Source organism: Bifidobacterium aquikefiri (assembly GCF_002259795.1).
GTDB classification, from domain to species: domain Bacteria; phylum Actinomycetota; class Actinomycetes; order Actinomycetales; family Bifidobacteriaceae; genus Bombiscardovia; species Bombiscardovia aquikefiri.
Map to the genome: position 1 here is coordinate 312,520 of NZ_MWXA01000005.1, position 21,706 is coordinate 334,225.

Genomic DNA, 21,706 nt, shown 5'->3' on the forward strand with positions numbered 1-21,706 from the left:
TTGATGGATGAGAAGCTACGGCTTTCATATTTGTTCGCCACTTCAGCAAGGATTACCGGTCATGATTGTCTGCGAGGGCTTGCCTGCCCGTTGCGAGTCCTTTACTTATCTGACGCGAGTCGAGATTCAAGTGCCTCGGTTTGCCCACTGCGCGGCGTTTCGAGGGATTGAAGATATACAAGCTGAGCTTGGGCACGATCCGCTTCGATGGCCGCTATATGACGGGAAAATACGATGAACCATCCGAGAAAGATAAGACCCGCGAGCGCCTCGACGTTGGTCAGTGTGTTATCTCCTTCAAGCCAGAACCCGCCGGCTGCTGCGCATGTGAGAATGCTCAAATCCGAAACGACGTATATGGCCTTTGAGAGCTGCGGTGCAATCCATGGCAAGCCGATCAAGAGAATGCACATGATTCCAGGCATTCCACGTGCGAAGATGTTATGCAATATCGGGTGAGGAGAATATCTGAAGGTGCCGATTCCGATGAAGGCAATGCCTAACAATGTGAGCAGGGACCAGAGAATCGAGACTCGCAGTTTGAATCGGGTGATACTTTCGGGATGATCCCGTGAGTCACCCACCTGTGGAGTGGGAAGATGAGCCTTGCTCCAGTCTGCACGCATGCGGTGGGTAGTGAGAAGCTCCGAAATGGCGAAGTAACTGATGATGATGATGCATATGCCGGCAAGAATCAGCGTCGAGTTGAACATTCGGGCGGCGAAGGTACTTCTATCCCCGAGCTGAGAAAAATTATTGTGCCACCAATTCGGATCATCGGTGGTGAGCCCGGCTGTAGTCACCCCGGACACAACGAAGAGCGGGAGCAGCGATGCGATGGTCTTTGCATCCATCAAATCTGCCTGGACGAACGTGATGTATCCGACGATGCCAGCAAAGGCGGCGCTCACCCACGGAAGGTAGCCGATAAATATACGAATGCCCATCATATCCGTAATGATGCCGAGTATGGCGAAGACAGAGAGGAATATTGTTGCCGCGTATACCACGGATAGCGCGACGATTTCAGTGCTGCGTCTCACGGGGACCCACCATCCTCTTTGCAAGTTCAGAGAATTTGAGTTGCGGGCATATCCAACGATGAATGACGACACGCCGCAGAAGGTCACCAGGCCAGATGAGACCATGAACATTCTTCGTGTCACCTGCCAGATGGGTGGAGCAACATCCACATAGATCTTGACCATGATAGCGGCTGCAATGGCGCAGATTAGAAAGGAAATAAGCCCTGATGTCTCAGCGCGCTGATGCCGACCCATAAGCCCTTCCTTCCTCAAGAATCCATCCTCGCCGATTCTAACCAAGGGACACTACTACACATTATGTCCGAGGATGGGTTATACTAGTCAATTGTGCTCACTTGAGCATCGGGCCGTAGCGCAGCTTGGTAGCGCGCCTGCTTTGGGAGCAGGATGTCGCAGGTTCAAATCCTGTCGGCCCGACAAGAATGGCGGAATTCCAACGGTTTAAAGGTGTTGGGTTCCGCTCTTGTTGTTTTCCAGTAGGACTCAGTAGTAACGGCTGGGACAAGGTCAAAGACGAAGCATTGCAAGCCATTGGAAAATAGCCAATGGCTATGAGGTATGTTGACTTGGAATATTATAATATGTATAATTATATGCATGAATGGTGGATATTTCGAATGGGACGATACCAAAAATCTCGTCAACATAGAAAAACACGGCATATCATTCTACGAGGCAGCCGAAGCCTTTGCAGATCCCAATCGCCTGATAGCCCACGACATTCTCCATTCAAACAGCGAAGAGCGCTGGTTTTGTTATGGCAAGACTAGGCGCGGCATAGCCACCGTTCGTTTCACCTACCGAGACCAGGTAATCCGTATCTTTGGGGCAGGTTACTGGCGACAAGGGAAAAACAAGTATAACCAAAGGGGCAAAAGATGAACAGCACAATATATGAAAATGCACCACGCGACATCGCAGAGGCTATAGAACACAGCGTAGAGGTAGATGATTTCCTGCCACAACCTAACGAATTGTTAGGTAAAATCAACAAGAAGCGCATCACAATCACTCTCAGCGAGCGCAGCATAGAACGCTTCAAGGATTTTGCCAAAAAGCATGACACCAAATACCAGACTCTGATCAGCGAAGTCGTTGATGCCTACTCAGCGAGACTACAATAGCGATTACTGTAGGCTTCGCAGCGTGATCTGTTCCCCTAACCAACGCTTCCCCATCACGGATACGACTCAATGCTCAAACTCGGATGTCGCCACACCCCCTAGTCCTTCGAAGAATCATATAAATGCTCTTTCATCAAGTCCTGTCAAGACAAGTTTTTCACAACAGAATGCTCCGCGCCCCTCACCTCATGAACAGTCAATATCGAACACTCACCCGACGTTCCCCAGGGTTCTACCATGGATATCCGTGCACATCCATGCCTATCCGTGCAAACGATCGCACTTCATTTGGTGAAAAGTCATGAGAGATCATATTCTGCCTGCCCCATAGCATTCAGAATTCTCTGCGGCGTTATATCAGGTACTGCTCTGTGGAAAGAGGTGGAGGGATCAGCGGCGGCTTCTGCCACAATTCGCCATTTCTCAGAAGAGGGCTTCATGCCCATGCCAGCAAATGAATGTGGAAGACCAATGGATTCATAGAAAGGCAGTAGTTCTGCAGCTTCTGCAGTCTTGTCTTCGACCAGCAGCTGCACGATTATGCCGTAGGCAACTTTCGCCCCATGCACCACAGGTGATGATTCTGGAAGCAAGGTGAGCGCATCGTGTATCGCGTGAGCTCCCGAAGCTCGGGCCTGAACTCCTCCGAATCCTCCGACGGTTCCCCCAAGACCAATGATCACATCAATGACGTTGTTCACATGCTCGTTGATTGACCCAGTCTGCAGCGAAGATACTGCTTCCTTACTTTCATCGATGATGATGGAGCGAATAATAGAGGCAGATTGCCATGCAAGTCGATCGAAAGCATTCAGCTGCCCACAACGTGCAAAGATAGGAGCCGATTCATACCATTTGGCGAGTGTATCGCCTATCCCACCTATGAAATATTCAACAGGACTCGTTGCAATCAATTTCGGGTCAACTATCAATATGTCGCTGTTGCTTGCATGCATGGGAGCACTCATATAGCGGTGTTCCTCGTCATAGTTGACTGAGAGCGCAGAATAAGCGGCGCATGTTGCCGCCATTGTGGGAACCATGACGATGCTGCAATGCAAGAGTTCAGCAACGTTCTTGACCGTGTCTGAAAGCTTGCCCGCACCGATGGCGACAACGGCATCGGCACCTTCGATCTGCTTTGCCAGCTGGCGAGCGTTGCGCAAGGTCGCGCTGCCATCATAATGGAACACCGGATAGCGCGATTCGGGTGTGCCTGCATATGTTGTATAGGCCTGCCACGATCTTTCGCCGGTGATGATTGCCGGATTGCGATATTGCTGAAGATACTCATCAAGCTTCCGCGCCTCCCCTTCGATGTTGACATACCGGTCAGGACCGGAACGGATATCGCAATCATGAACACCAAAAACCACTTCAATCTCACCTTGTCTCACTATTCGCGTGCAGCCTGCCGATTCTTATAGCAGCCTCTGCAAGCCGTCGCTCATCTGCGAGCAGACTCAAACGAACATATCCCTCACCATATCTGCCAAAGCATTCCCCAGACATCGCCGCAACATGCGCACGCTCAAGCAACTCACGAGCATATTGGCTACTCGATTGATGCTGAGGAACCCGTACCCAGACGAACACCGATCCTTTGGAATCAAACACTGATAATCCAGCCGATGTAAGTCCTGCCATAAACAGCTTGCGCCTTCTCGCATATATCAGCGAGAGTTCATGAACCGAATGTTGGTCACTTGTCAGTGCCGCAGCGCCAGCATCCTGCACGGCTCCTGTTGGGCTTGAACAGAGTTGATGATGGTATTCTCGTATCTCCTGCATCAGCTCCGCGGGACCGGCACAGAATCCCAATCGCCAACCAGCCATGGCATACATTTTCGACATGCTGACAATTTCAATCGCGCAGTCTGACGAGCCAGGTGCAGCCAACAGGCTGAGCGGCTTCTTTCCTTCGAATTCCAAGCCCGCATATGCGAAATCGTTGACAATGATGAAATGATGCCTGTGGGCAAGCCCTACCAATCGTTGAAACAGATGTCGGGTTGCGAGCGCACCTGTCGGATTGTTCGGATAGTTCAGCAAGAGCACACGTGCCGCATTCCAGACATCCTCGCTGACGCTGTCGATGTCTGGGAGAAAGCCCGTCTGCCAGGTGCTGGCAACGGTGACCAAACGAGCGCCTGCAGCTTCAGCCAAGGCGCGGTATGGCGGATAATACGGTCCAACAACCACAAGCGCATCGCCATGTTGCAACAAGCTCTGCGTCACGGCAGTCAGAGCAACACCAGCCCCGCAAGTGGCAAGGAGCTGCGTGTTCCACTGCACCTTCACGCCGTGTTGACTCCTATACCAACGTTGAGCTGCTTGAAGTAGACCTGGTTTACCATCAAAAGCGGAATACCTGTTGTTCTCCAACCTTGCCAAGGCTTCCTGACCTGCCTTCACGATGAATTCAGGTGTCGGCAGGTCTGGGTTCGCCTTGCTCAAGTCGATGACATCGATGCCCTGGGACTGGTATCGCTCGATCTGTGAGTCCATCACCGAGAACGGGTTGGCCAGAACATGCCGTGTTGATTCACCTTCAAGTTCTTGTGACGCAGGTTCTTGTAACGCAACCCCGACTGTTTGTTCTGCAGGATCTTTCACATCGTATGTCATGGAAATGTCACGCCTTTCGCCCTTGTTGCCGCAATATGTGAACTCAGTACTGTGCCTCATCCGCCGGCGTTTGCTCTCCTGCCGTGACGGCGAATGGTAGATGATTTCTCTTGGATGGAATTGGACACGTGCAAAATATCGAAAAAGCGCACGGATAGTTGATCGCATAGTTGAAGTCGATGGCTTGCAGATCATCCAGACTGAGCGCATCCAACTGAAGCACACGCCCGATGGCGTAGCTTTCCTTGCCGCTGGTTTCGTCAGAGAAGAATATGCTGGCATGCCCGAAGACGTTGGACACGACCAGCGAATGGTGCTGGCCTCCATAAGAGAATTCCACATAGCCCAGAACAGGATATGACTGCAACACCGTTTTCACGACTGAATCATGAACGTCAAGATCACCGCTATGACTTCTGCTGAACGATGCTTTGATATGCCACTTGCGATCCAGTGGAAATTGGCCGATTCCTCGAAAATCACGGCGACTCGGACTTGCCGGATCCTTGATGCGAATCCAGAAACGGTGAGCATCATGATGAATCAGATCGGTCTGTGAGTTCACTTCGATTCGGATATCACCAAAGTGAAGATACGCGAGTGCTTGTTCGCCAAAGTTCTCTGGCTTGAAAGTTATGGCTTCACGGATGATATTGCCGGCATTGGTTACCGCAGGTGAGGCTAAAAGATCCGGCTCATAGCGCAGCACATCTTCGTTGGAAGACCACCTGCCTGGAATCCCTTCGATGGTCTTGCTCTCCCCATCGGCAACCCATGTGATTGAGGTTGGCGCAAGATAACCGTGTGGCGATGTCAGCTCCTCAATTCGCTGATCATGCCATATGTTCCACTGCTGTATATAGTTGTCTGCCAACACTGCGCTATGAACATCAAGACCCATGATGGTCTGCTCCTTCGTATGTTTTACGTTTATGATTCACGTTTATGATTCAATCGTGTTGTGCGGCAAGATTCACTTGCTGAAGAACGGTATGTTGCTATTCTTCTTGATCTGTGTCGCAACTGCAGAGGTGTGGTACGCCTCCACGATCTTCTTGTATGTTGAATTATTCTTCTGATCCGTATTGGCGACAATCACGTTCACATATGGTCTGAAGCTTTTCGATGTGGCTGATATCGTTGGCGCATACAATGCATCGTTGGGGCTCTTTCCGGCATCCAACACAAAGTTGGTATTGGTGATGCCTGCTGCATAGTCAGGTAGCAGGTTCAGAATCGATGCCGCATCATTCGGCACGATCTCGATGCCACTCGGATTACTTTGAACGTCATCAACGGTTGGGTTTTCAGCTGAACTATCCTTCAGCTTGATGAGTCCCGCTGAATCAAGCACTTTGAGAGCTCTTCCCAGATTCGTTGCATTGTTGGGTATGGCCACCTTATCGCCTGACTTGAAGTCCTTGAGGCTCTTATACTTATCCGAATAGAGATTGAACGGAGAAACATAGGTGTTGCCAATCACCGTGAACTTATAGCCTTTGTCCTTGATCTCCTGATTCAGGAATGCGTAGTGCTGGAATGCCGTGATATCAAGCTCCTTGTTTGACAAAGCCTGATTGGTATAGATGCCATCCTGGAAGGTCTTGTATTCAAGCTTGATATTGGCATGTTCCTTATCAAGCTGTGCCTGAACTGCCTTCCAGACGTTGTCATCTGAGTTGCCTACCAATCCAACCTTGACAACCGTCTCTCCAGCTGCCTGTGAGTTTTGATAGGCAAAGGCACTGCCGATTGCTGCAATAACCACGATCACTGCTGCAAGAATCACATACAGGGTTCGTTTTGCGCGTAGCTTGGTACGATTCTTCGTTGATGATGCCATGATTGTCTCTTTTCTTCTCTTCTTGATTGATTGAATGTTGATTGATTAATTGATTGAACATGAAAGCCGATTGTCTGAGTACTGCCGTTCCTAGTGCTGCGACACTTCGACCAACAGCCTTCCAACAAGTTCGATGAGCCCAATAAGTAGTACAAGAACGATGATGGTTGAATAGGTTGCATCCAACATGTATCGCTGGTATCCGTATCGAATGGCGAAGTCTCCCAGACCTCCGCCTCCAACGATGCCCACTATTGCCGTGAGCCCTACCAGGCTGACCAAGGTGATGACGCTTACCCGGATTATTGATGGGATTGCTTCGCGTAAGTAGATGCGGAAGACGATTTCCACGGTTCCCATTCCCATTGCTTCTGCTGCTTCAATGAACCCGGCATCTACCCCAGCGAGCGCTGATTGGATCTGTCGAGTGAAGAATGGTGTGATGCCGATAATCAAAGGGAATATTGCCCCCTGAGTGCCAATTGCAGTTCCCACAATCGCTCTGGTGATGGGAACGAGCGCAGCCGCCAAAATAATGAAAGGTATGGAACGGAAAGTGTTGATGATTTTATCCAAAACATTGAAAACAACTGCGTTTGGTGTAAGCCCGTGTGGCTGCGTAAGAATCAGTGCAACGGCAAATCCACAGGCGAAAAAGAATGAAATGATTCCTGCCACGCCAACCATGATGAGCGTCTGCACGAAGCTGTCGAAGAATTCTGGCAATCGAGCCATTACATTGGGAAACAAGTGATCAAGCCAGTTCAGCATGTTTCAACACCTCAATTCTTATATCGCGCTTTTTCAAGAATTCGATGGCTTCGCGCACATCAGAAGCCTTGCCTTTGAAAATCACAACGAGACCTCCCAGCGGCGCATTATCGACAACGTCGATATCCCCAAAGATGATGTTCGCATCGATGTTGAACTGACGCGAAATAATTGAGATCAGCGCCTGGGAAACCTGCTTTGAGACATATCGCATTCGAAGCAGAATCTCTCCAGGATGCAATGCGATCAGCGGAGAATTGTGCTCGATCAGTGCACTGATCTTCTCCAGGTTTGAGGTGGTTTCGATGAAGGATTTCGTCAAGCGTGCCTGTGGATTCACGAAAAGGTCAAATACCTTTCCCTCCTCGACGATAGAGCCGTCAGCGATAACAGCAACCTTGTTGCATATCTGCTTGATCACTGCCATCTGATGAGTGATTACCACAATCGTGAGTCCAAGTCTGTCGTGCAGATTACGTAACAGATCGAGAATCGATTGCGTCGTATTCGGATCGAGCGCACTTGTAGCCTCATCACTGAGCAGAATGCTGGGATTATTCACCAAGGCGCGTGCAATGGCGACTCGCTGCTTCTGCCCTCCTGACAATTCGTTCGGGTAGCTGTCTGCCTTGTCGGCAAGACCAACGAGATCAAGAAGCTCACAGACGCGGCTTTCACGCGCTGCTCTGTCCTTGCGGTTGCGAAACGCCAACTCGACATTGCCTGCAACGGTTCTTGAAGGCATGAGATTAAATGACTGAAAAATCATTCCAATATCGCGTCTCAGCATGCGCAGATCACCGCGATTCAGACTTCCAACCTCTTTGGCATTCACGGTCACCGTGCCAGAATCATAGTGTTCAAGACCGTTGATGCAACGGACTAAGGTACTTTTGCCAGCACCCGATAAGCCCATGATTCCATATATGTCTCCCTTTTCAACCGCAAGATTGACTGACTGGAGAGCTATGTGCTCCCCTTCTTCACCGGGAAAGGTTTTGGTGAGGTTGCTGATGGTTATTGCTTGTGGCATTGCCATATCCTCCTTCATCGTGTTCGCAGACGAATCAACGGGCAAGTTCAAGAACGTTGAGCACATCATTCTTGTCGAGCGGCGAATAGTTGCCGACGGTTTTGGTGTCGCCAAGCGTCAGCCGTTCTGCAATCCTTTCAAAGTCGTTCTGCTCAATGCCAAGTTGAGAGAGTCGTGTAGCTAGACCTAGTGTGTCGAAATATTGTTCCAAGGCATTAGCCAGAAGTTCTGCCAGCTGTTTGTCGTTGGAATCGAAAGGATCTGCATGCAGTGCACGAACGGCGAGCTGTGCATACCGTTGTGGCTTTCGGTTCGAGACATATCGGATGATCGATGGCAGTATCGCTGCTATGCCTTCTCCATGGATGACGTCAAACTGACCGCCGATCTCATGTTCCAGGCGATGGGTGGTCCAATCGTTTTCAGAACCTGTTGCGAGGAAGCAGTGGTTGTACATCACAGCGGAGAGCCAATGCAATTCGGTTCGTACCTGCAAGTCTGCTGGGTCACTGGCGAATCGCTTGCCAGCATTGATTGCCGCTATGAATCCTCCCTCAAGAAGTCGATCTGCTGATTCTATATGCGCCTTGTCGGTGAAATAGGGTTCGAGGAATCCTACGGCCAGATCCGCCACGGCGGCTGCCTGATACCGGTACGGTGCGCTTCGGGAATATTCGGGATTGACGATGGCGAATTTCGGGACTATCACATTCGTTTCGAGAGCGCGTTTATCATGCCCGAGCTGCAATACAGCACAATCGGAAAGTTCAGAGCCACTGCCTGGGATAGTCGAGATGACTCCAACGGGCAGGGTGCTCTTTGGCTGCGTCTTCCCGGTGAAGAAATCCCAAACGTCATGGTCATGGAGAACACCGATACCTACGGCCTTTGCCGTATCGAAGGAACTTGCTCCACCTGCGGCAAGAACGAAATCGACATGGTGCTCGCGAGAGGTCTGAATCAATTCGCGAACCAACTCTATGCGAGGATTGGGAACGACGCTGCCGGATTCAATCAGCTCGGCACCGATGCGCGACGAGACTTCTGTGACGAGACGATGTATACCCAAATCGAATACATAGTTGCCGCTATAAACGAAAAGGATCGAACGCGCCTGATTTGCTCTCAGCAAGCGTTCCAGATTGGACTCGGCACCAACTCCGAATACCAGCTCTGCATTGCTTGAGAATGTAAACACCATGGGAAAATGCCCCCCTGAAACTCTTAGCTCTTGTATTGGTGCCTGAGTCTATTCGGGGCGGAAGTTGCACAACAAGCTCAGCGTTATACCCACAATCGATAGAGGGTTATCATAGGGAGTCCCATAGCCGAAGTATGGCCCGGAATTCACAAGAAATCATGTACGAAGACATCCTATTGTCTCACTATTTGGACATATATTTGAGACAGATTTCATATCAGCATTGCTTTCCTAGGCAGCCTGACGAGTCGGTACCATAGTCTGCACCTCATCATGCACCTCACCATGTTGTATGAAGGGCATACAGACAAGTGCAGCTATGAAAAATACCGCCGCGTATGTGAAAATCCACCGATATTCACCAGTCCACTGTTGGATTGCTCCGAACATCACCGGACTGATGACCGCTCCTGCCGATGTGGCGAGATAGTAGTATGCAGTCATCGTACCGGTATGTGCCCTACCACCGAGTTCGGCAATCCACGGAAGTGCGTTAACAAGAACCAGTGTCAATACCATGCCAAACAGGAGTGCAGCCGGAATAACAATGTTTCGATTTCCGATCCATGGCATCGGCAGGAAAGCGAGAATAGCAAGAATCAGGCCGATGCTCATGGTTCTCTTGCGTCCAAGATGCGTCGCAATGATGCCAGCAATCACAGCGAACACGATCGAGCCCGCCGCATAGCATGCGAGCGCGCCCGTCGCCGCTGATGCCCGCATCCGTAGATCATGCGTCGCATAGAGCGTGAAATAGGTTTCCAAGGCATTGATGCCGATAGTGTAGGAGAAAATCGTCAGCATGATGAGCATGAAACTTCGTCGTTCAGCCACATTCAGGTTCAGCTTCGGCATGACTGCCTCCTTGAAGCGGATCCATGGTCGCACCCTCACAGCAGCGTGAACGCTTTCACGACAATATTCCTTCGGCTCTCTCACCATAGTTATCAAAGCAACAATTGCAATCACGATGATGATTGCCCCTGATGCGAATGCAGCGGACATGCCATATCGCTTGAGCAGCATGCTGCCACCAACGAGTGCGATCACGGCGCCGATCGAACCCATGAGATTGATGATGCCGTTGGCTTTGCTCCGTAATGACGAGGGTGTCACGTCTGGCATGAGTGCCACGATTGGGGCCCTCCACATTGACATCAATACCGCATACACCACGACTGAAAGAACCGTGACGGCAACACCCTTCGAAATTCCTACTACACATAATGCAACGGCACAGATCGGTGCGAGAAACATCGCAAATGGAAGTCTTCTCCCCCAGCGAGTGCGCACGGAATCGGACAGAATGCCGAAGAGTGGTTGAATCGTGAGCGCACAGATGTTGTCGATCGCCATGATGAGGCCAATCAGTATGGTGGGGAGAGCAAAATCCTTGAGCTTCAAGGGAACATATGCATTGTAGAGTGCCCATGCAGCGGAAATGGCGAACATGCCGAAACCAATGGCAAAAGTCTTGCCCGGATTGAGTCGAACCCGCGTTGAATGTGCTGCTGTGAGGCCCAAACCTCTCGACTTCTCGCCAACAGTGTTTGAAAACACCGAATTCTCAACTGTCATACTTCAATTGTGGACGAGAGATGATAAAAACGGCGGCACCGGTCGCAACGAGAGTATGAATTCCGCATGAATTCTCAACAATGCAGTGTAAGACTCCGAATCGAATCGAGATTTTGAGTTTTGTGGCAATTCTCAAGTATCAATGCGTAAAACCCTGCAATAATCGACGCAACCAAGCCAATTGTTGGCATGCATACTCAGGAATTGCCACAAAACTCAAAATCTCATCGCATACTGTCCATTCTTTTTCCACAAGCCGAGTCAAATCACATTACTTACGGTGCTTTTCACGAATATTGACCGAAATCTGCATCGGCGAACCTTCGAATCCAAATTCCTCACGCAAGCAGCGTTCGATATAGCGGCGGTATCCATGCTCAAGGAACCCAGTTGCAAAGATGACGAAACGAGGAGGCCGAGTCGAAGCCTGCGTGGCAAAAAGCACCCTAGGCTGCTTTCCACCTCGCAAAGGATGAGGATGTGCTGCCTGGATCTTACCCAGAAATGCGTTCAGCTTACCGGTTGGAATGCGTTTATCCCATGATTCCAGAGCAGTGTTCATGGCTGCAGTAAGGCGGTTCGTATGCCAGCCGGTCAAAGCGGAAAGATTCACACGTTGAGCCCAGGTGACACGTTCAAATTCAGTCTCCCACAAGCGTTCCAGACGCTTCCTGCCAAATTCATCCAGCAAGTCCCACTTATTGAACACCAGCACGATTGCTCTACCGGCATCAACTGCCTGACTCATGACCTTCAGATCCTGATCGGAAATTGGTTGCGAAACATCAAAGAGCACGAGCGCAAGCTCGCTTCGTTCAAGAGCAGCCTGAGTGCGCAAACTTGAATAGTAATCAGCACCAGACACCTTATGCAGACGTCGCTTGATTCCGGCAGTATCGATAAAGAGCCAATCCTCCTCATCGATATTCACGACTTCATCGATGGGATCTCGTGTGGTTCCTGCCAAGTCGTTGACAACTGCTCTCTCTTCCTGAGCAAGCTGATTCAGGAGCGAAGACTTGCCCACATTGGGACGCCCAACGAGCGCCACACGTCGCAAATGGGTTGGAGTGAGCAATCCTGAAGTGTGCTTCGTCCTGGCCAAGGTATCCATGGCGATATCGAGCAGCTCGCCGATGCCTCGCCCATGCATTGCTGAAATCGAGTATGGCTCCCCCATGCCCAGCTTCCAGAACTCGGCGGAAAGATATTCCGAATCACCACCGTCGATCTTATTGACTGCAAGCACGATCGGCTTGCCCGAGGCACGCAGCATTGCAACGATTCGCTCATCACTCGCAGTCAGACCAACCTGACCATCTACGACCAGGACAACGGCATCTGCAAGGCGAACCGCGATCTCTGCCTGAGACGCAACTGCCGAGTCTATGCCCTCTACACCGGCTTCCCATCCACCGGTATCGACTATCTTGAAATTCGTGCCCGCCCATTCGGCATCATAACTGACACGGTCGCGAGTCACACCAGGCGTATCTTCGACCACAGCCACACGACGGCCAAGAATTCGATTGACTAGCGTTGATTTGCCTACATTCGGCCGTCCGATGATGGCAAGCACACCAACCTGTTGACGTGCCTGACTTTCATGAGTCTGACTGACTCCCGAGGCAGCAATCAGATCTCGGTCGGCATCTTCAAGGTCATAACCTTCAAGGTTCGAAGCATAATCCGCATATGAGCGTGCTTCCTCGGCATCTTCAACGAGCTTGATGAGCACCTGCAAGGTCTGAGCGAAGTCCATGTCGGAATTATCGACTGTAGTCACACCATCAGAAGCCTTCAAGAAGCTGGTGACCTTAGAATCCGCCTCGTCACGCGCCGCGACATCATCATTGCCAACGCCCTGAACCGCCTGCCCGAGTCTACGTGCTTCGCGAACCTCTTCACGAGCAGTCAGGAGGATGCGCACTTCTGCATCGGGAGCGACAACCGTAGTGATATCACGGCCTTCGGCCACAATTCCTGCACCGTGTGAGAACGATGCTTCATCGGCCTCACCCGCGATATAGGCTCTTTGCGCAGCAATCAGCACATGCCGTACGGGAATAATGCCGGAAACCTTGGACACATGTGCCGAGACCTCTGAAGAGCGGATCTCCTGAGAAATATCTCTGCCATCACAATGAATTCCGGGACTTTCAGGGTCAAGACTGATGTCGACATGGCCTTCTGCGAACAGCGCGGCCACGGTTTCGGTCACCTGCTGCTCATCAAGTTCCGAGCTATCCAAATCGAGGCCTTGCCTCATGCACCACCAGGCGCTTGCACGATACATGGCACCGGTATCAAGATAGGCAAAGCCAAAATGTCTGGCCAACGCAGTGGAGGTCGATGACTTGCCAACTCCTGCAGGGCCGTCGATTGCTACGCGAATCATAACTCAACCGCCTTTTCCAATGACTTCAGCTCAACCTGCGACATGACACGGAAAGATCCCGGTTTGACATCGCCAAGCTTGATGGGGCCAATCTGTACACGCACAAGTCGCTTCACTGGGAATCCGATGGCGGCAAACACCCTGCGAACGATGCGGTTCTTGCCCGAGTGCAGAATCACCTTGATGATAGTATGCTCCCGATTCTGATCGATGATTGCACAGTGGTCGAAAGAAATCACACCATCTTTCAGACGCACGCCCTGTGTAACGAGTCGACGGCAGATATTGCCACCGATCTTCCCCTCAATCGTAGCAATGTAGGTTTTCTTGACCTGATATTTCGGATGCATCACATGCTGTGCAAGTTCACCATCATCGGTCATCAGTATCAGACCCTCGGAGTCATAATCCAGTCTGCCCATATGGAATACACGTTCGTATTTGTCGCCTATAATATCGCGCAGTGTAAAGCGCCCCTTAGGGTCATCCATGGTCGAGAGTACTTTTTTGGGCTTGTTCAGAATCAGCGTGATATGCCGATCGTTCAGGTGAATCCTTGAACCATCGACTCGAATCTGCTGATGGTTGGGATCAACACGAGAACCAAGTTCGGTGACCAGTTCCCCATCGACTTCCACTCGACCTTCGGTGATGATCTGTTCGCATTTTCTGCGCGAACCAAACCCGGCCTGAGCCAGAACCTTTTGCAGACGAATTCCGTCTTCGTTTTGATCGTTTGCCTTGAAGGCATGTTCATATGAGTGAGGCATCGTTCTCCCAACGTGGCCGCTCGGTGACGCTCGACGAGCATCTTTGACTTATCCACAATACCGATAGAGCGGTACAAGCTGAGACTGCTATCATGTCAAGCGTCCCTTTCTATGAATTCATACAGATTTAAGGAAATGTAATGTCAGAAAACCTCAATCAGGTTTATTCCACAAGCACTCCTGCGCCAAAGACCCATATCGGCGTTCGCGTTGGTGCTGAACTCGTCGGTACATATTTCGTATGCGTCATACTATTTATCGTTGGCACGCTCGGCCAAGTACTCTATGGCGCAAACACCCTGCTCATTGCCGTTGCAACAGCCGCTGCATATGGCATTGTCAGCGCAATCCTAGGCAAGCTTTCGGGTGCTCATTACAACCCAGCCGTTACCGTTGCCGCACTGTTTACTGCAAAGATCACGTGGCTGGATGCGCTGCTCTATGTGATTGCCCAGCTCATTGGTGCAATCGCTGCGGCAGCCACGGTCGTGGGCATTCTGCCATCCTCGACATCGATTCCCGACAAGACATGGCTTACCTATGTTGTCAACGGTTTCGACAAGGGCTCAGCGTCCAACAGCATTCTCGCCCAGACAGAAATCTCATTCAACATCACCATGGCAATCGTCGTTGAACTGATTGCGAGCATTGTCGTCATCGCCGCAGCCATAAGAACCCTTCGCGTTGATGGAGAGCCAAAGCCAAACCATTCACTCGTCATGGGCATCGCCTACGGCATTGGCGCTGCAGTGACCTTCCCTATCACCGGTGCTGGCATGAATCCTGCACGCTCGACTGGCATTGCACTGATCGCTCAGAACAAGGGTCTGACACAGTATCCACTTCAGCAACTGTGGATTTTCTGGGTATGCCCGCTGCTCGCAGCAGCCATCGTATCGCTCGTGGTCATTCTGCTCAACATGTTGAAGATCGCTCAGACCAGCAAGGCCATTTCTGAAGAAACAACAGCTGACGAGGCAGTCGCGCTTGACGATACAGACGACACAGACGATGCTGACGATTATGCAGATGCAGAAGCCGCGGACGAAGAAACATCAGCCCCAGAGGAGTCAGAGCAGAAGCCAGACACTGAAGAAAGTGGCGAGGAGACCAATTCCCCAGAAGATGCTGATGAAGGCGTCAAATCCAACTGAACGCACTTTCCAGGGGCTTCGCTGACGTAGCATGATTCTCAGAAGCCCAAGAATGATGGCCGCAACCGATATGATTATCGTTGCGGCCATTTGATATCTCAAAACAGCCAGCACCGTGCAAATTGCCACGATTGCAGCCACAATCCATTCAAAAACGGGCCTTCCTTCGTGACTTTCGGAAACGAATGGGTGCTCATGCATCGACACCGGGTGATTAAGGTGAGATTCATCGCGAGAATCATGGCCAATCTTGGCATCATCCTGTGGTTGAAAAGCACTCATCATCCCTCGTTCCTCGTGTCGAAAGCCAGTCCTTCATCGATGCTCAGTGGAAGAAATGACGAGTTCCCGTCACATACATCGTGACTCCAGCTTTCTTGGCAGATTCGAAAACAGCCTCGTCCCTGATGGATCCACCAGGCTGAACAACAGCCTTGACACCGGCATTACTCAGAATTTCGAAGCCATCTGGGAATGGGAAGAACGCATCTGAGGCCGCAACGGCGCCTTGTGTGCGGTTTGCCCCATCGGCAAGCGTGTTGGCCCGTGTCACGGCCAATTGACTTGAATCCACACGATTGACCTGCCCCATGCCAATGCCGACCGTTGCCTGATCGCTGGCAATCAGAATGGCGTTGGACTTGACTGAACGAATGGCGCGCCACGCAAATTCAAGATCACGCAGGGTACCATCGTCGGCTGCACTTCCGGCCACAAGCTGCCATGTGTCAGAACGATCACCAGGAGCATCAATCATATCCTTGCTCTGAACCAGCATCCCCCCATCGATTTGACGGAGCTGGCGCTGGGTCTTCGGTGGGTTGGCAACTCTCAGAATACGAAGATTCTTCTTGGTCTGAAGCAGCGACAAGGCCTCTTCGTCATATGCGGGAGCAACGATGACTTCAGTGAAAATGGGTTTGACCTGCTGCGCCATCTCCAGAGATACGCGAGTATTCGCAGCAATGACACCACCATAGGCGCTCATGGGATCGCAGGCATGTGCCTTGCGATGTGCCTGCGCAACCGTGGCACCGATCGCCAGACCGCAAGGGTTTGAATGCTTGACAACAGCAACGGCGATTGCCGGAGCAAAGTCCCACACGCTGCGCCATGCAGAATCAGCATCTACATAGTTGTTGTAGCTCATAGGCTTGCCGCCGAGCTGCTCAGCGTGGGCAAAGCCGATCTGATTGAGAGGGTCGATATACAATGCCGCCTGCTGATGCGGGTTTTCACCATATCTGAGGGTATGCGCCAGATCCCAGGTGCGAGAAAGCGTTGGCGCAAATTCAGTGCCGGCACTGTCCTGAGCGGCATCCGACTGCAATGTCTGTGGCTTTGCCCAACGCGACGAGGTCCATCCGGCTATGGTCGCATCATATGAAGCCGTCTGAGCGAAGGCCTTTGCAGCAAACCATTTGCGTTCTTCAAGACTGAACCCCTCGCCATTCTGAACGCGCGTGGCAGTAAGAGAGTAATCTGCGGGGTCGGTAATGATGGCAACGGAAGCATGATTCTTGGCAGCGCCGCGAATCATTGATGGTCCTCCAATATCGATCTTCTCGATGTCTTGAGCCTCATCAGCGCCAGATCGCACCGTATCAGCGAATGGGTAAAGATTGACGACCACAAGGTCGAATGGTCTGATACCGAGTTCTGCCAGTTGACTGCGATGTTCGGGATTGGTCATATCAGCAAGGATGCCTGAATGTATATGTGGATCTAATGTTTTCACGCGGCCGTCAAGACTCTCAGGAAATCCGGTGACCTTTTCTACCGGTGTGACATTGACACCGAGTTCAGCAAGCTTCTTGGCTGTCGAGCCGGTGGAAACCACCTCTGTACCTGCATTCTTGAAAGCCTGCGCAAGAACTTCGATGCCTTCCTTATGGAAGACTGAGACCAAAGCTCGGTGAATTGGACGATAACTGTCTGACATTATTAATCCTCCTTGGCGTTGGCATCAGCTTTCTTCCCGCTGCTACCCAAATTCTCTGCATGCACAAGAACCGTCATGGACGTTTCGGTGCTGCCGTAATCCTTGCTGCTGATAACTCTGGAATTGTCCCCAATGGATTCGGACACACTATTAGTGTCATGCAGACTTTCGACATCAAGCTCGTTCGATGCCTCGGCACGCCGATGAATATTCGTCAGCGCAATATGTATGCCGATCTTGAACGAAATGATGACGACAATCAGAATCCACGCCAATGTGAATCCCAAAAATGTGGGTTGGGCAACACTGCGAATCGCTTCGAGTGTATTCACGCCAACATGTGCCAGACGATCCTTGCCCAGCGGTCCATTGGCAACGCCAAAAAAACTCATAAAACTCAAAACCATGAGTGTAGCCGTGATGCACAGAGCGCCTATCGGATAGGTGAGTCTGATGATTGTCTGCTTCTTGCTGATTTCATCAGATTTGCAGATGATGATTTTCCACGCGTCGCAGCTTCGTGGATGAACAATCACGACGAGAGCGACAACAAATCCAATGATCATGGGAAGGGTAAGCAGAATCGTGCGGATCACATCATTGCTGACCTGATCTGGAAGCATACCGAAGGCCGGAATCGGCGGTAGATCGGTCGATTTGCCGAGCCACATGCTAAAGTATCCTGCGTCTCCAATCTGAAAATTCGAGCCGGTCACCCATGCCAGAGCCCACATGCACAGATTTGGAATCCACATCAGTGACGCAATGCTCGTAAGGATGCGCGAACCCATCCCCATATTGAGCAAGGTGAAAAGACGCGCCATCCCTTGATGATTCACCACCAACCAATAGACGCATGTGCATAGCGCCATGCCTATGAATAGTGCACTCACCACCAACCAGGTGATGATACCGATACGAATGATCAGACGGATCTGGCCCGAAACATACTTTCGATAGAGCGAGGTGAGAGCCTTGACCTCTTTCCAATTCGAGATGTCTGCAAGAAGATAGCCCAAGGAAAAAACCAATGATGAACGCAGAACATGAGATATCATCGACCCGCTCAGATTCACCGAAGTATTCTGGACGAAAAGTAGATTCAACACTATCCATGTCAGCAATCCAGCGCAGTATCCCAACAGGGATGTGCCAAATCGCTGAGCCAACTGCCGTATCAGGGCAATCAACAAGAGGGATAGCAGCAGCGGGGTCACACCGAGCGTAAAGCTGCCCGAGCTGAACCCGATGCCCTGGGAGAGCAATACTATGGCTCCAGTAAGCGATACGGTGCTATCCGAGAGATTGGCTCCGCCCTCCTCCATGGAGATGACAAGCAGAGTCAATGAAATAAATGACACAATGGTTACAGCGAATATCGCCATTGCTGCCAGAGCAATGCCTATCCCCCGCGCCCATATGTGGATTCGTTTCGTCATATGAGCTTCTGTGTCTTCAGTACCTCACGCATGATATTCGCCGTTTCGCCAGGAGTGTGACCAACGCGAATGCCTACGCTTTCCAGTGTTTCCTTCTTGGCCTGCGCAGTTCCCCTGTGACCAGAGACGATCGCGCCGGCATGTCCCATCTGCTTGCCTTCAGGAGCAGTGAAACCGGCAATGTATGCAACAATGGGCTTGCTCATATGCTCATGAGCCCAGAGTGCAGCCTGCTGCTCAGCGTCGCCGCCGATCTCGCCAATCAAGACACACGCCTTGGTGTGTGGATCGTCATTGAAAGTCTGCAAGGCTTCGAGCAATGTTGTGCCTACGATGGGATCGCCGCCAATACCGATACACGCCGTGAAACCGATGTCAGAGAGCTCACCCATAAGCTGGTATGTCAGTGTTCCTGACTTGGAGATCAGTCCCAACGGACCATGCCCCACGATGCCGTCTGGAATGATTCCGAGGTTCGTTCCCTTCGACTGAGCATCTTCAGGATCAGAAAGCGTCATCAGACCAGGACAGTTCGGACCGATAATGCGGACACCCCGTTCTGCCGCCTTGGCAACGCAATATGCGGTATCGAAAACTGGAATGCCTTCAGTGATCACCACGATGAGTGAAATTCCAGCATCAATGGCCTCAAGCATCGCACTTTTAGCGAATCGTGGAGGGACAAAGATGACGCTGGCCGTCGCCCCGGTTGCCTGTCTGGCAGCGGCGCAATCTGCATAGACAGGAATATCGACGCTCGGCTCCCTACCCTGAGCGAAGCTGACGGTTGTTCCGGCCTTGCGAGGGTTGACACCTCCAACAATGTGTGTCCCGGCCTTGAGCATCCTTTCGGTATGGGTCATGCCCTGATGCCCTGTCATGCCCTGAACTATGACGGGAGCACCATTTTCAACGAAAAGTGACATCACAGACCTTCCCTTCCAGCGAGAGACACGGTTGTCGACTGCTGTGCAGCGAGTCTGGCAGCCGTGTGCGCGGCTTCTTCCATCGTCTTTGCAACATGGATTCGTGGATTACCTGACTGGGAGAGAATCTGCAAGCCCTCTGCCGCCTCGTTGCCATCGAATCGAACAACCACTGGCTTGGGTGAAATGATCTCATTCAGCGCAAGAACGATGCCCTCGGCAACCTGTTTGCATGACGTAATGCCACCGTAAACATTCACCAGAACCGAAACGACCTGCGGATCTGAAAGCACGATGGAAAGACTCTTGCTCATGACATCTGCCGATGCTCCACCACCAATGTCCAGGAAGTTTGCGGGCTTCACCTCTGAGCCCTGCTGCTCGCCTGCTCCAGATACGGCATCAAGCGAACTCATGACCAATCCCGCTCCATTGCCAATGACGCCTACCTGACCGTTGAGATGAACATAATGCAGTCCATGCTCCCGAGCCTGCTGTTCGAATGGATCAACACGAATCGGATCCGCAAAGCGCTTCCAGCCATCGTGTCGGAAGGCGGCGTTGTCATCCAGGGAAATCTTTGCATCCAATGCACTCAATGACTTTGAGGATTCATCCTCCGGGTCACCGATCTTCGCGAGTGGGTTGATCTCCACAAGCGTGGCATCATTCTTGGTGAATACACGCCACATCTTCAACAGGATCTCGGCCGCCTGATCGACATCGGCATGATAGAAGCCAATGGCCTTCGCCATGTCCGTTGCCGCGGTGATGTCGAAGTCCTCAAGGGCGCTGATATGCAGACGCTTTACTGCTTCGGGATGGCTTTTCGCGATGTCCTCGACCTCTGTACCGCCGTGCGCGGTTGCCAGCACATCGAAATCGCGCGAATCTCTGTCGAGCGATATGGAGACATAATATTCGTGAATGATGTTCTTTGCCTCAGCAACCAATACACCACTGCACTTGTGACCATGAATGCTCATGGGAAGAATCTGTTCGGAGGTAAGGATCGCACTATCAAGATCCTTGGCCATCTTGATACCACCAGCCTGACCGCGATGGCCAATCTTGACCTGACCTTTGATCATGCACGGATAGCCGATCTCTTGCGCTGCCTGAGCAACCTCATGAGAGTTCTGAGCGAATATGGCCTTTGGGACCGCAATCCCCTCTTCTTGGAGCAATTCTCGTGCCTGATATTCGTATAAGTCCATGAAACTAATCCTCCGGTGAAGTCATGCAGGCATCGTCATCAATGAGCTGATGGCGTCCAATCCCAGCGCTTCACGTCCGTGAAGGCCATTCAACTCCATAACAAAGCTACACCCAACAACGATGCCACCAGCTTGTTCGATCAAACGACGGGCAGCAAGGGCCGATCCTCCAGTTGCAATCAAGTCGTCAACAAGCAGAATACGCTCGCCCTTGTGTATTGCATTGCGCTCAATTTCAATGCTCGCAGAACCATATTCAAGGGAATAATCCTCTGCGTAGGTATCGGGAGGCAGTTTTCCAGCCTTGCGAACGGCAACAAAGCCTTTTCCAGTGAGTTCAGCCATGGGAGGTCCGATAAGGAAGCCTCTTGCTTCCAATCCTGCGATGGTATCGAACTCGTCCGGTTGCACAGGTAGCGCCTTGATAAGCGCCTCATTGAGCAGATGATTCGCTCGGGGATCGGAAAGTACCGGCATGAAATCCCTGAAAAGAATTCCGTGCTTGGGAAAATCCGGAATCGAACGAATAAGGGAAACGACATACTGCGCGTTCGCCTCACCTACCGTATTGAGCTCACCGATGGTGATGTCTGTGTTAGACATAAACTACTTCCTCGCGGGTTAAACGCGTATATA

19 protein-coding genes and 1 tRNA gene are annotated in these 21,706 nt (G+C 51.3%); 4 read left to right on the forward strand and 16 right to left on the reverse strand.

Annotated features, from left to right (window positions below; all coding sequences use genetic code 11):
• Nucleotides 1-101: 101 nt before the first annotated feature.
• Entirely contained in the window at nt 102-1,280 is a 1,179-nt protein-coding gene (locus tag BAQU_RS05230) for an ABC transporter permease (protein WP_094693362.1), read from the reverse strand.
• Nucleotides 1,281-1,389: 109 nt separating this feature from the next.
• Between BAQU_RS05230 and BAQU_RS05235 the strand changes: the two genes are divergently transcribed.
• The 3 genes from BAQU_RS05235 to BAQU_RS05245 all read left to right on the forward strand — a co-directional run bounded on the left by BAQU_RS05235 (nt 1,390) and on the right by BAQU_RS05245 (nt 2,170).
• A tRNA-Pro gene (locus tag BAQU_RS05235) sits at nt 1,390-1,463 on the forward strand.
• 180 nt (nt 1,464-1,643) lie between these two features.
• Nucleotides 1,644-1,928 (forward strand): BrnT family toxin, encoded by a 285-nt coding sequence (locus BAQU_RS05240; RefSeq protein WP_094693988.1) that lies wholly within the window; start codon nt 1,644-1,646, stop codon nt 1,926-1,928.
• The gene (locus tag BAQU_RS05245; RefSeq protein ID WP_211277116.1) at nt 1,925-2,170 is read left to right on the forward strand and encodes a hypothetical protein; all 246 of its coding nucleotides are present in this window, start codon (nt 1,925-1,927) and stop codon (nt 2,168-2,170) included. Before BAQU_RS05240 ends, BAQU_RS05245 begins: the two co-directional genes overlap by 4 nt.
• 299 nt (nt 2,171-2,469) lie before the next feature.
• On the opposite strand, the gene BAQU_RS05250 is transcribed toward BAQU_RS05245, so the two are convergent.
• The 10 genes from BAQU_RS05250 to BAQU_RS05295 all read right to left on the reverse strand — a co-directional run bounded on the left by BAQU_RS05250 (nt 2,470) and on the right by BAQU_RS05295 (nt 14,392).
• A complete protein-coding gene (locus BAQU_RS05250; RefSeq protein ID WP_094693992.1) occupies nt 2,470-3,546 on the reverse strand; it encodes an iron-containing alcohol dehydrogenase family protein in 1,077 nt (358 codons plus the stop codon).
• A 7-nt stretch (nt 3,547-3,553) separates the two neighbouring features.
• Nucleotides 3,554-4,798, reverse strand: a complete 1,245-nt coding sequence (locus tag BAQU_RS05255; RefSeq protein WP_158215650.1) for a pyridoxal phosphate-dependent aminotransferase — start codon at nt 4,796-4,798, stop codon at nt 3,554-3,556.
• A 43-nt stretch (nt 4,799-4,841) separates the two neighbouring features.
• Nucleotides 4,842-5,699: a DUF1684 domain-containing protein gene (locus BAQU_RS05260; RefSeq protein WP_094693366.1), complete on the reverse strand. Its 858-nt coding sequence runs from the start codon at nt 5,697-5,699 to the stop codon at nt 4,842-4,844.
• A 72-nt stretch (nt 5,700-5,771) separates the two neighbouring features.
• Nucleotides 5,772-6,641, reverse strand: a complete 870-nt coding sequence (locus tag BAQU_RS05265; RefSeq protein ID WP_094693368.1) for a MetQ/NlpA family ABC transporter substrate-binding protein — start codon at nt 6,639-6,641, stop codon at nt 5,772-5,774.
• 90 nt (nt 6,642-6,731) lie between these two features.
• Complete coding sequence (locus tag BAQU_RS05270; protein ID WP_094693370.1) at nt 6,732-7,412, reverse strand: methionine ABC transporter permease; 681 nt, start codon at nt 7,410-7,412, stop codon at nt 6,732-6,734.
• A complete protein-coding gene (locus BAQU_RS05275; RefSeq protein WP_094693994.1) occupies nt 7,396-8,451 on the reverse strand; it encodes a methionine ABC transporter ATP-binding protein in 1,056 nt (351 codons plus the stop codon). Before BAQU_RS05275 ends, BAQU_RS05270 begins: the two co-directional genes overlap by 17 nt.
• Nucleotides 8,452-8,479: 28 nt before the next feature.
• On the reverse strand, nt 8,480-9,646 hold the full coding sequence (locus BAQU_RS05280; RefSeq protein WP_094693372.1) for an iron-containing alcohol dehydrogenase: 1,167 nt from the start codon (nt 9,644-9,646) through the stop codon (nt 8,480-8,482).
• A 231-nt stretch (nt 9,647-9,877) separates the two neighbouring features.
• Entirely contained in the window at nt 9,878-11,224 is a 1,347-nt protein-coding gene (locus BAQU_RS05285) for an MFS transporter (protein ID WP_094693374.1), read from the reverse strand.
• A 271-nt stretch (nt 11,225-11,495) separates the two neighbouring features.
• Entirely contained in the window at nt 11,496-13,622 is a 2,127-nt protein-coding gene (der, locus tag BAQU_RS05290) for a bifunctional cytidylate kinase/GTPase Der (protein WP_094693376.1), read from the reverse strand.
• Nucleotides 13,619-14,392, reverse strand: a complete 774-nt coding sequence (locus tag BAQU_RS05295; protein ID WP_094693378.1) for a pseudouridine synthase — start codon at nt 14,390-14,392, stop codon at nt 13,619-13,621. The genes der and BAQU_RS05295 overlap by 4 nt, the downstream gene beginning before the upstream one ends.
• Nucleotides 14,393-14,532: 140 nt before the next feature.
• Here BAQU_RS05295 and BAQU_RS05300 point away from each other — a divergent pair, with 140 nt between their 5' ends.
• Entirely contained in the window at nt 14,533-15,546 is a 1,014-nt protein-coding gene (locus BAQU_RS05300; RefSeq protein WP_094693380.1) for an MIP/aquaporin family protein, read from the forward strand.
• Nucleotides 15,547-15,871: 325 nt separating this feature from the next.
• On the opposite strand, the gene purH is transcribed toward BAQU_RS05300, so the two are convergent.
• From purH to BAQU_RS05330, 5 genes are read right to left on the reverse strand one after another with little or no spacing between them, the layout of a single operon-like run.
• Nucleotides 15,872-17,488 (reverse strand): bifunctional phosphoribosylaminoimidazolecarboxamide formyltransferase/IMP cyclohydrolase, encoded by a 1,617-nt coding sequence (gene purH / locus BAQU_RS05310; protein WP_094693382.1) that lies wholly within the window; start codon nt 17,486-17,488, stop codon nt 15,872-15,874.
• Nucleotides 17,489-17,490: 2 nt separating this feature from the next.
• Entirely contained in the window at nt 17,491-18,927 is a 1,437-nt protein-coding gene (locus BAQU_RS05315) for a cell division protein PerM (protein WP_094693384.1), read from the reverse strand.
• On the reverse strand, nt 18,924-19,853 hold the full coding sequence (sucD, locus tag BAQU_RS05320; RefSeq protein ID WP_094693385.1) for a succinate--CoA ligase subunit alpha: 930 nt from the start codon (nt 19,851-19,853) through the stop codon (nt 18,924-18,926). Before sucD ends, BAQU_RS05315 begins: the two co-directional genes overlap by 4 nt.
• The gene (gene sucC / locus BAQU_RS05325) at nt 19,853-21,070 is read right to left on the reverse strand and encodes an ADP-forming succinate--CoA ligase subunit beta (RefSeq protein ID WP_094693387.1); all 1,218 of its coding nucleotides are present in this window, start codon (nt 21,068-21,070) and stop codon (nt 19,853-19,855) included. The genes sucD and sucC overlap by 1 nt, the downstream gene beginning before the upstream one ends.
• A gap of 21 nt (nt 21,071-21,091) precedes the next feature.
• Nucleotides 21,092-21,673 (reverse strand): adenine phosphoribosyltransferase, encoded by a 582-nt coding sequence (locus BAQU_RS05330; RefSeq protein WP_094693389.1) that lies wholly within the window; start codon nt 21,671-21,673, stop codon nt 21,092-21,094.
• Nucleotides 21,674-21,706: the final 33 nt, after the last annotated feature.

Bases quoted from the DNA above. Each gene is read 5' to 3' on its own strand.
- BAQU_RS05230 (WP_094693362.1), bottom strand. From the start codon at position 1,280: ATGGGTCGGCATCAGCGCGCTGAGACATCAGGGCTTATTTCCTTTCTA.
- BAQU_RS05240 (WP_094693988.1), top strand. From the start codon at position 1,644: ATGAATGGTGGATATTTCGAATGGGACGATACCAAAAATCTCGTCAAC.
- BAQU_RS05245 (WP_211277116.1), top strand. From the start codon at position 1,925: ATGAACAGCACAATATATGAAAATGCACCACGCGACATCGCAGAGGCT.
- BAQU_RS05255 (WP_158215650.1), bottom strand. From the start codon at position 4,798: ATGACATACGATGTGAAAGATCCTGCAGAACAAACAGTCGGGGTTGCG.
- BAQU_RS05260 (WP_094693366.1), bottom strand. From the start codon at position 5,699: ATGGGTCTTGATGTTCATAGCGCAGTGTTGGCAGACAACTATATACAG.
- BAQU_RS05265 (WP_094693368.1), bottom strand. From the start codon at position 6,641: ATGGCATCATCAACGAAGAATCGTACCAAGCTACGCGCAAAACGAACC.
- BAQU_RS05270 (WP_094693370.1), bottom strand. From the start codon at position 7,412: ATGCTGAACTGGCTTGATCACTTGTTTCCCAATGTAATGGCTCGATTG.
- BAQU_RS05275 (WP_094693994.1), bottom strand. From the start codon at position 8,451: ATGGCAATGCCACAAGCAATAACCATCAGCAACCTCACCAAAACCTTT.
- BAQU_RS05280 (WP_094693372.1), bottom strand. From the start codon at position 9,646: ATGGTGTTTACATTCTCAAGCAATGCAGAGCTGGTATTCGGAGTTGGT.
- BAQU_RS05285 (WP_094693374.1), bottom strand. From the start codon at position 11,224: ATGACAGTTGAGAATTCGGTGTTTTCAAACACTGTTGGCGAGAAGTCG.
- der (WP_094693376.1), bottom strand. From the start codon at position 13,622: ATGATTCGCGTAGCAATCGACGGCCCTGCAGGAGTTGGCAAGTCATCG.
- BAQU_RS05295 (WP_094693378.1), bottom strand. From the start codon at position 14,392: ATGCCTCACTCATATGAACATGCCTTCAAGGCAAACGATCAAAACGAA.
- BAQU_RS05300 (WP_094693380.1), top strand. From the start codon at position 14,533: ATGTCAGAAAACCTCAATCAGGTTTATTCCACAAGCACTCCTGCGCCA.
- purH (WP_094693382.1), bottom strand. From the start codon at position 17,488: ATGTCAGACAGTTATCGTCCAATTCACCGAGCTTTGGTCTCAGTCTTC.
- BAQU_RS05315 (WP_094693384.1), bottom strand. From the start codon at position 18,927: ATGACGAAACGAATCCACATATGGGCGCGGGGGATAGGCATTGCTCTG.
- sucD (WP_094693385.1), bottom strand. From the start codon at position 19,853: ATGTCACTTTTCGTTGAAAATGGTGCTCCCGTCATAGTTCAGGGCATG.
- sucC (WP_094693387.1), bottom strand. From the start codon at position 21,070: ATGGACTTATACGAATATCAGGCACGAGAATTGCTCCAAGAAGAGGGG.
- BAQU_RS05330 (WP_094693389.1), bottom strand. From the start codon at position 21,673: ATGTCTAACACAGACATCACCATCGGTGAGCTCAATACGGTAGGTGAG.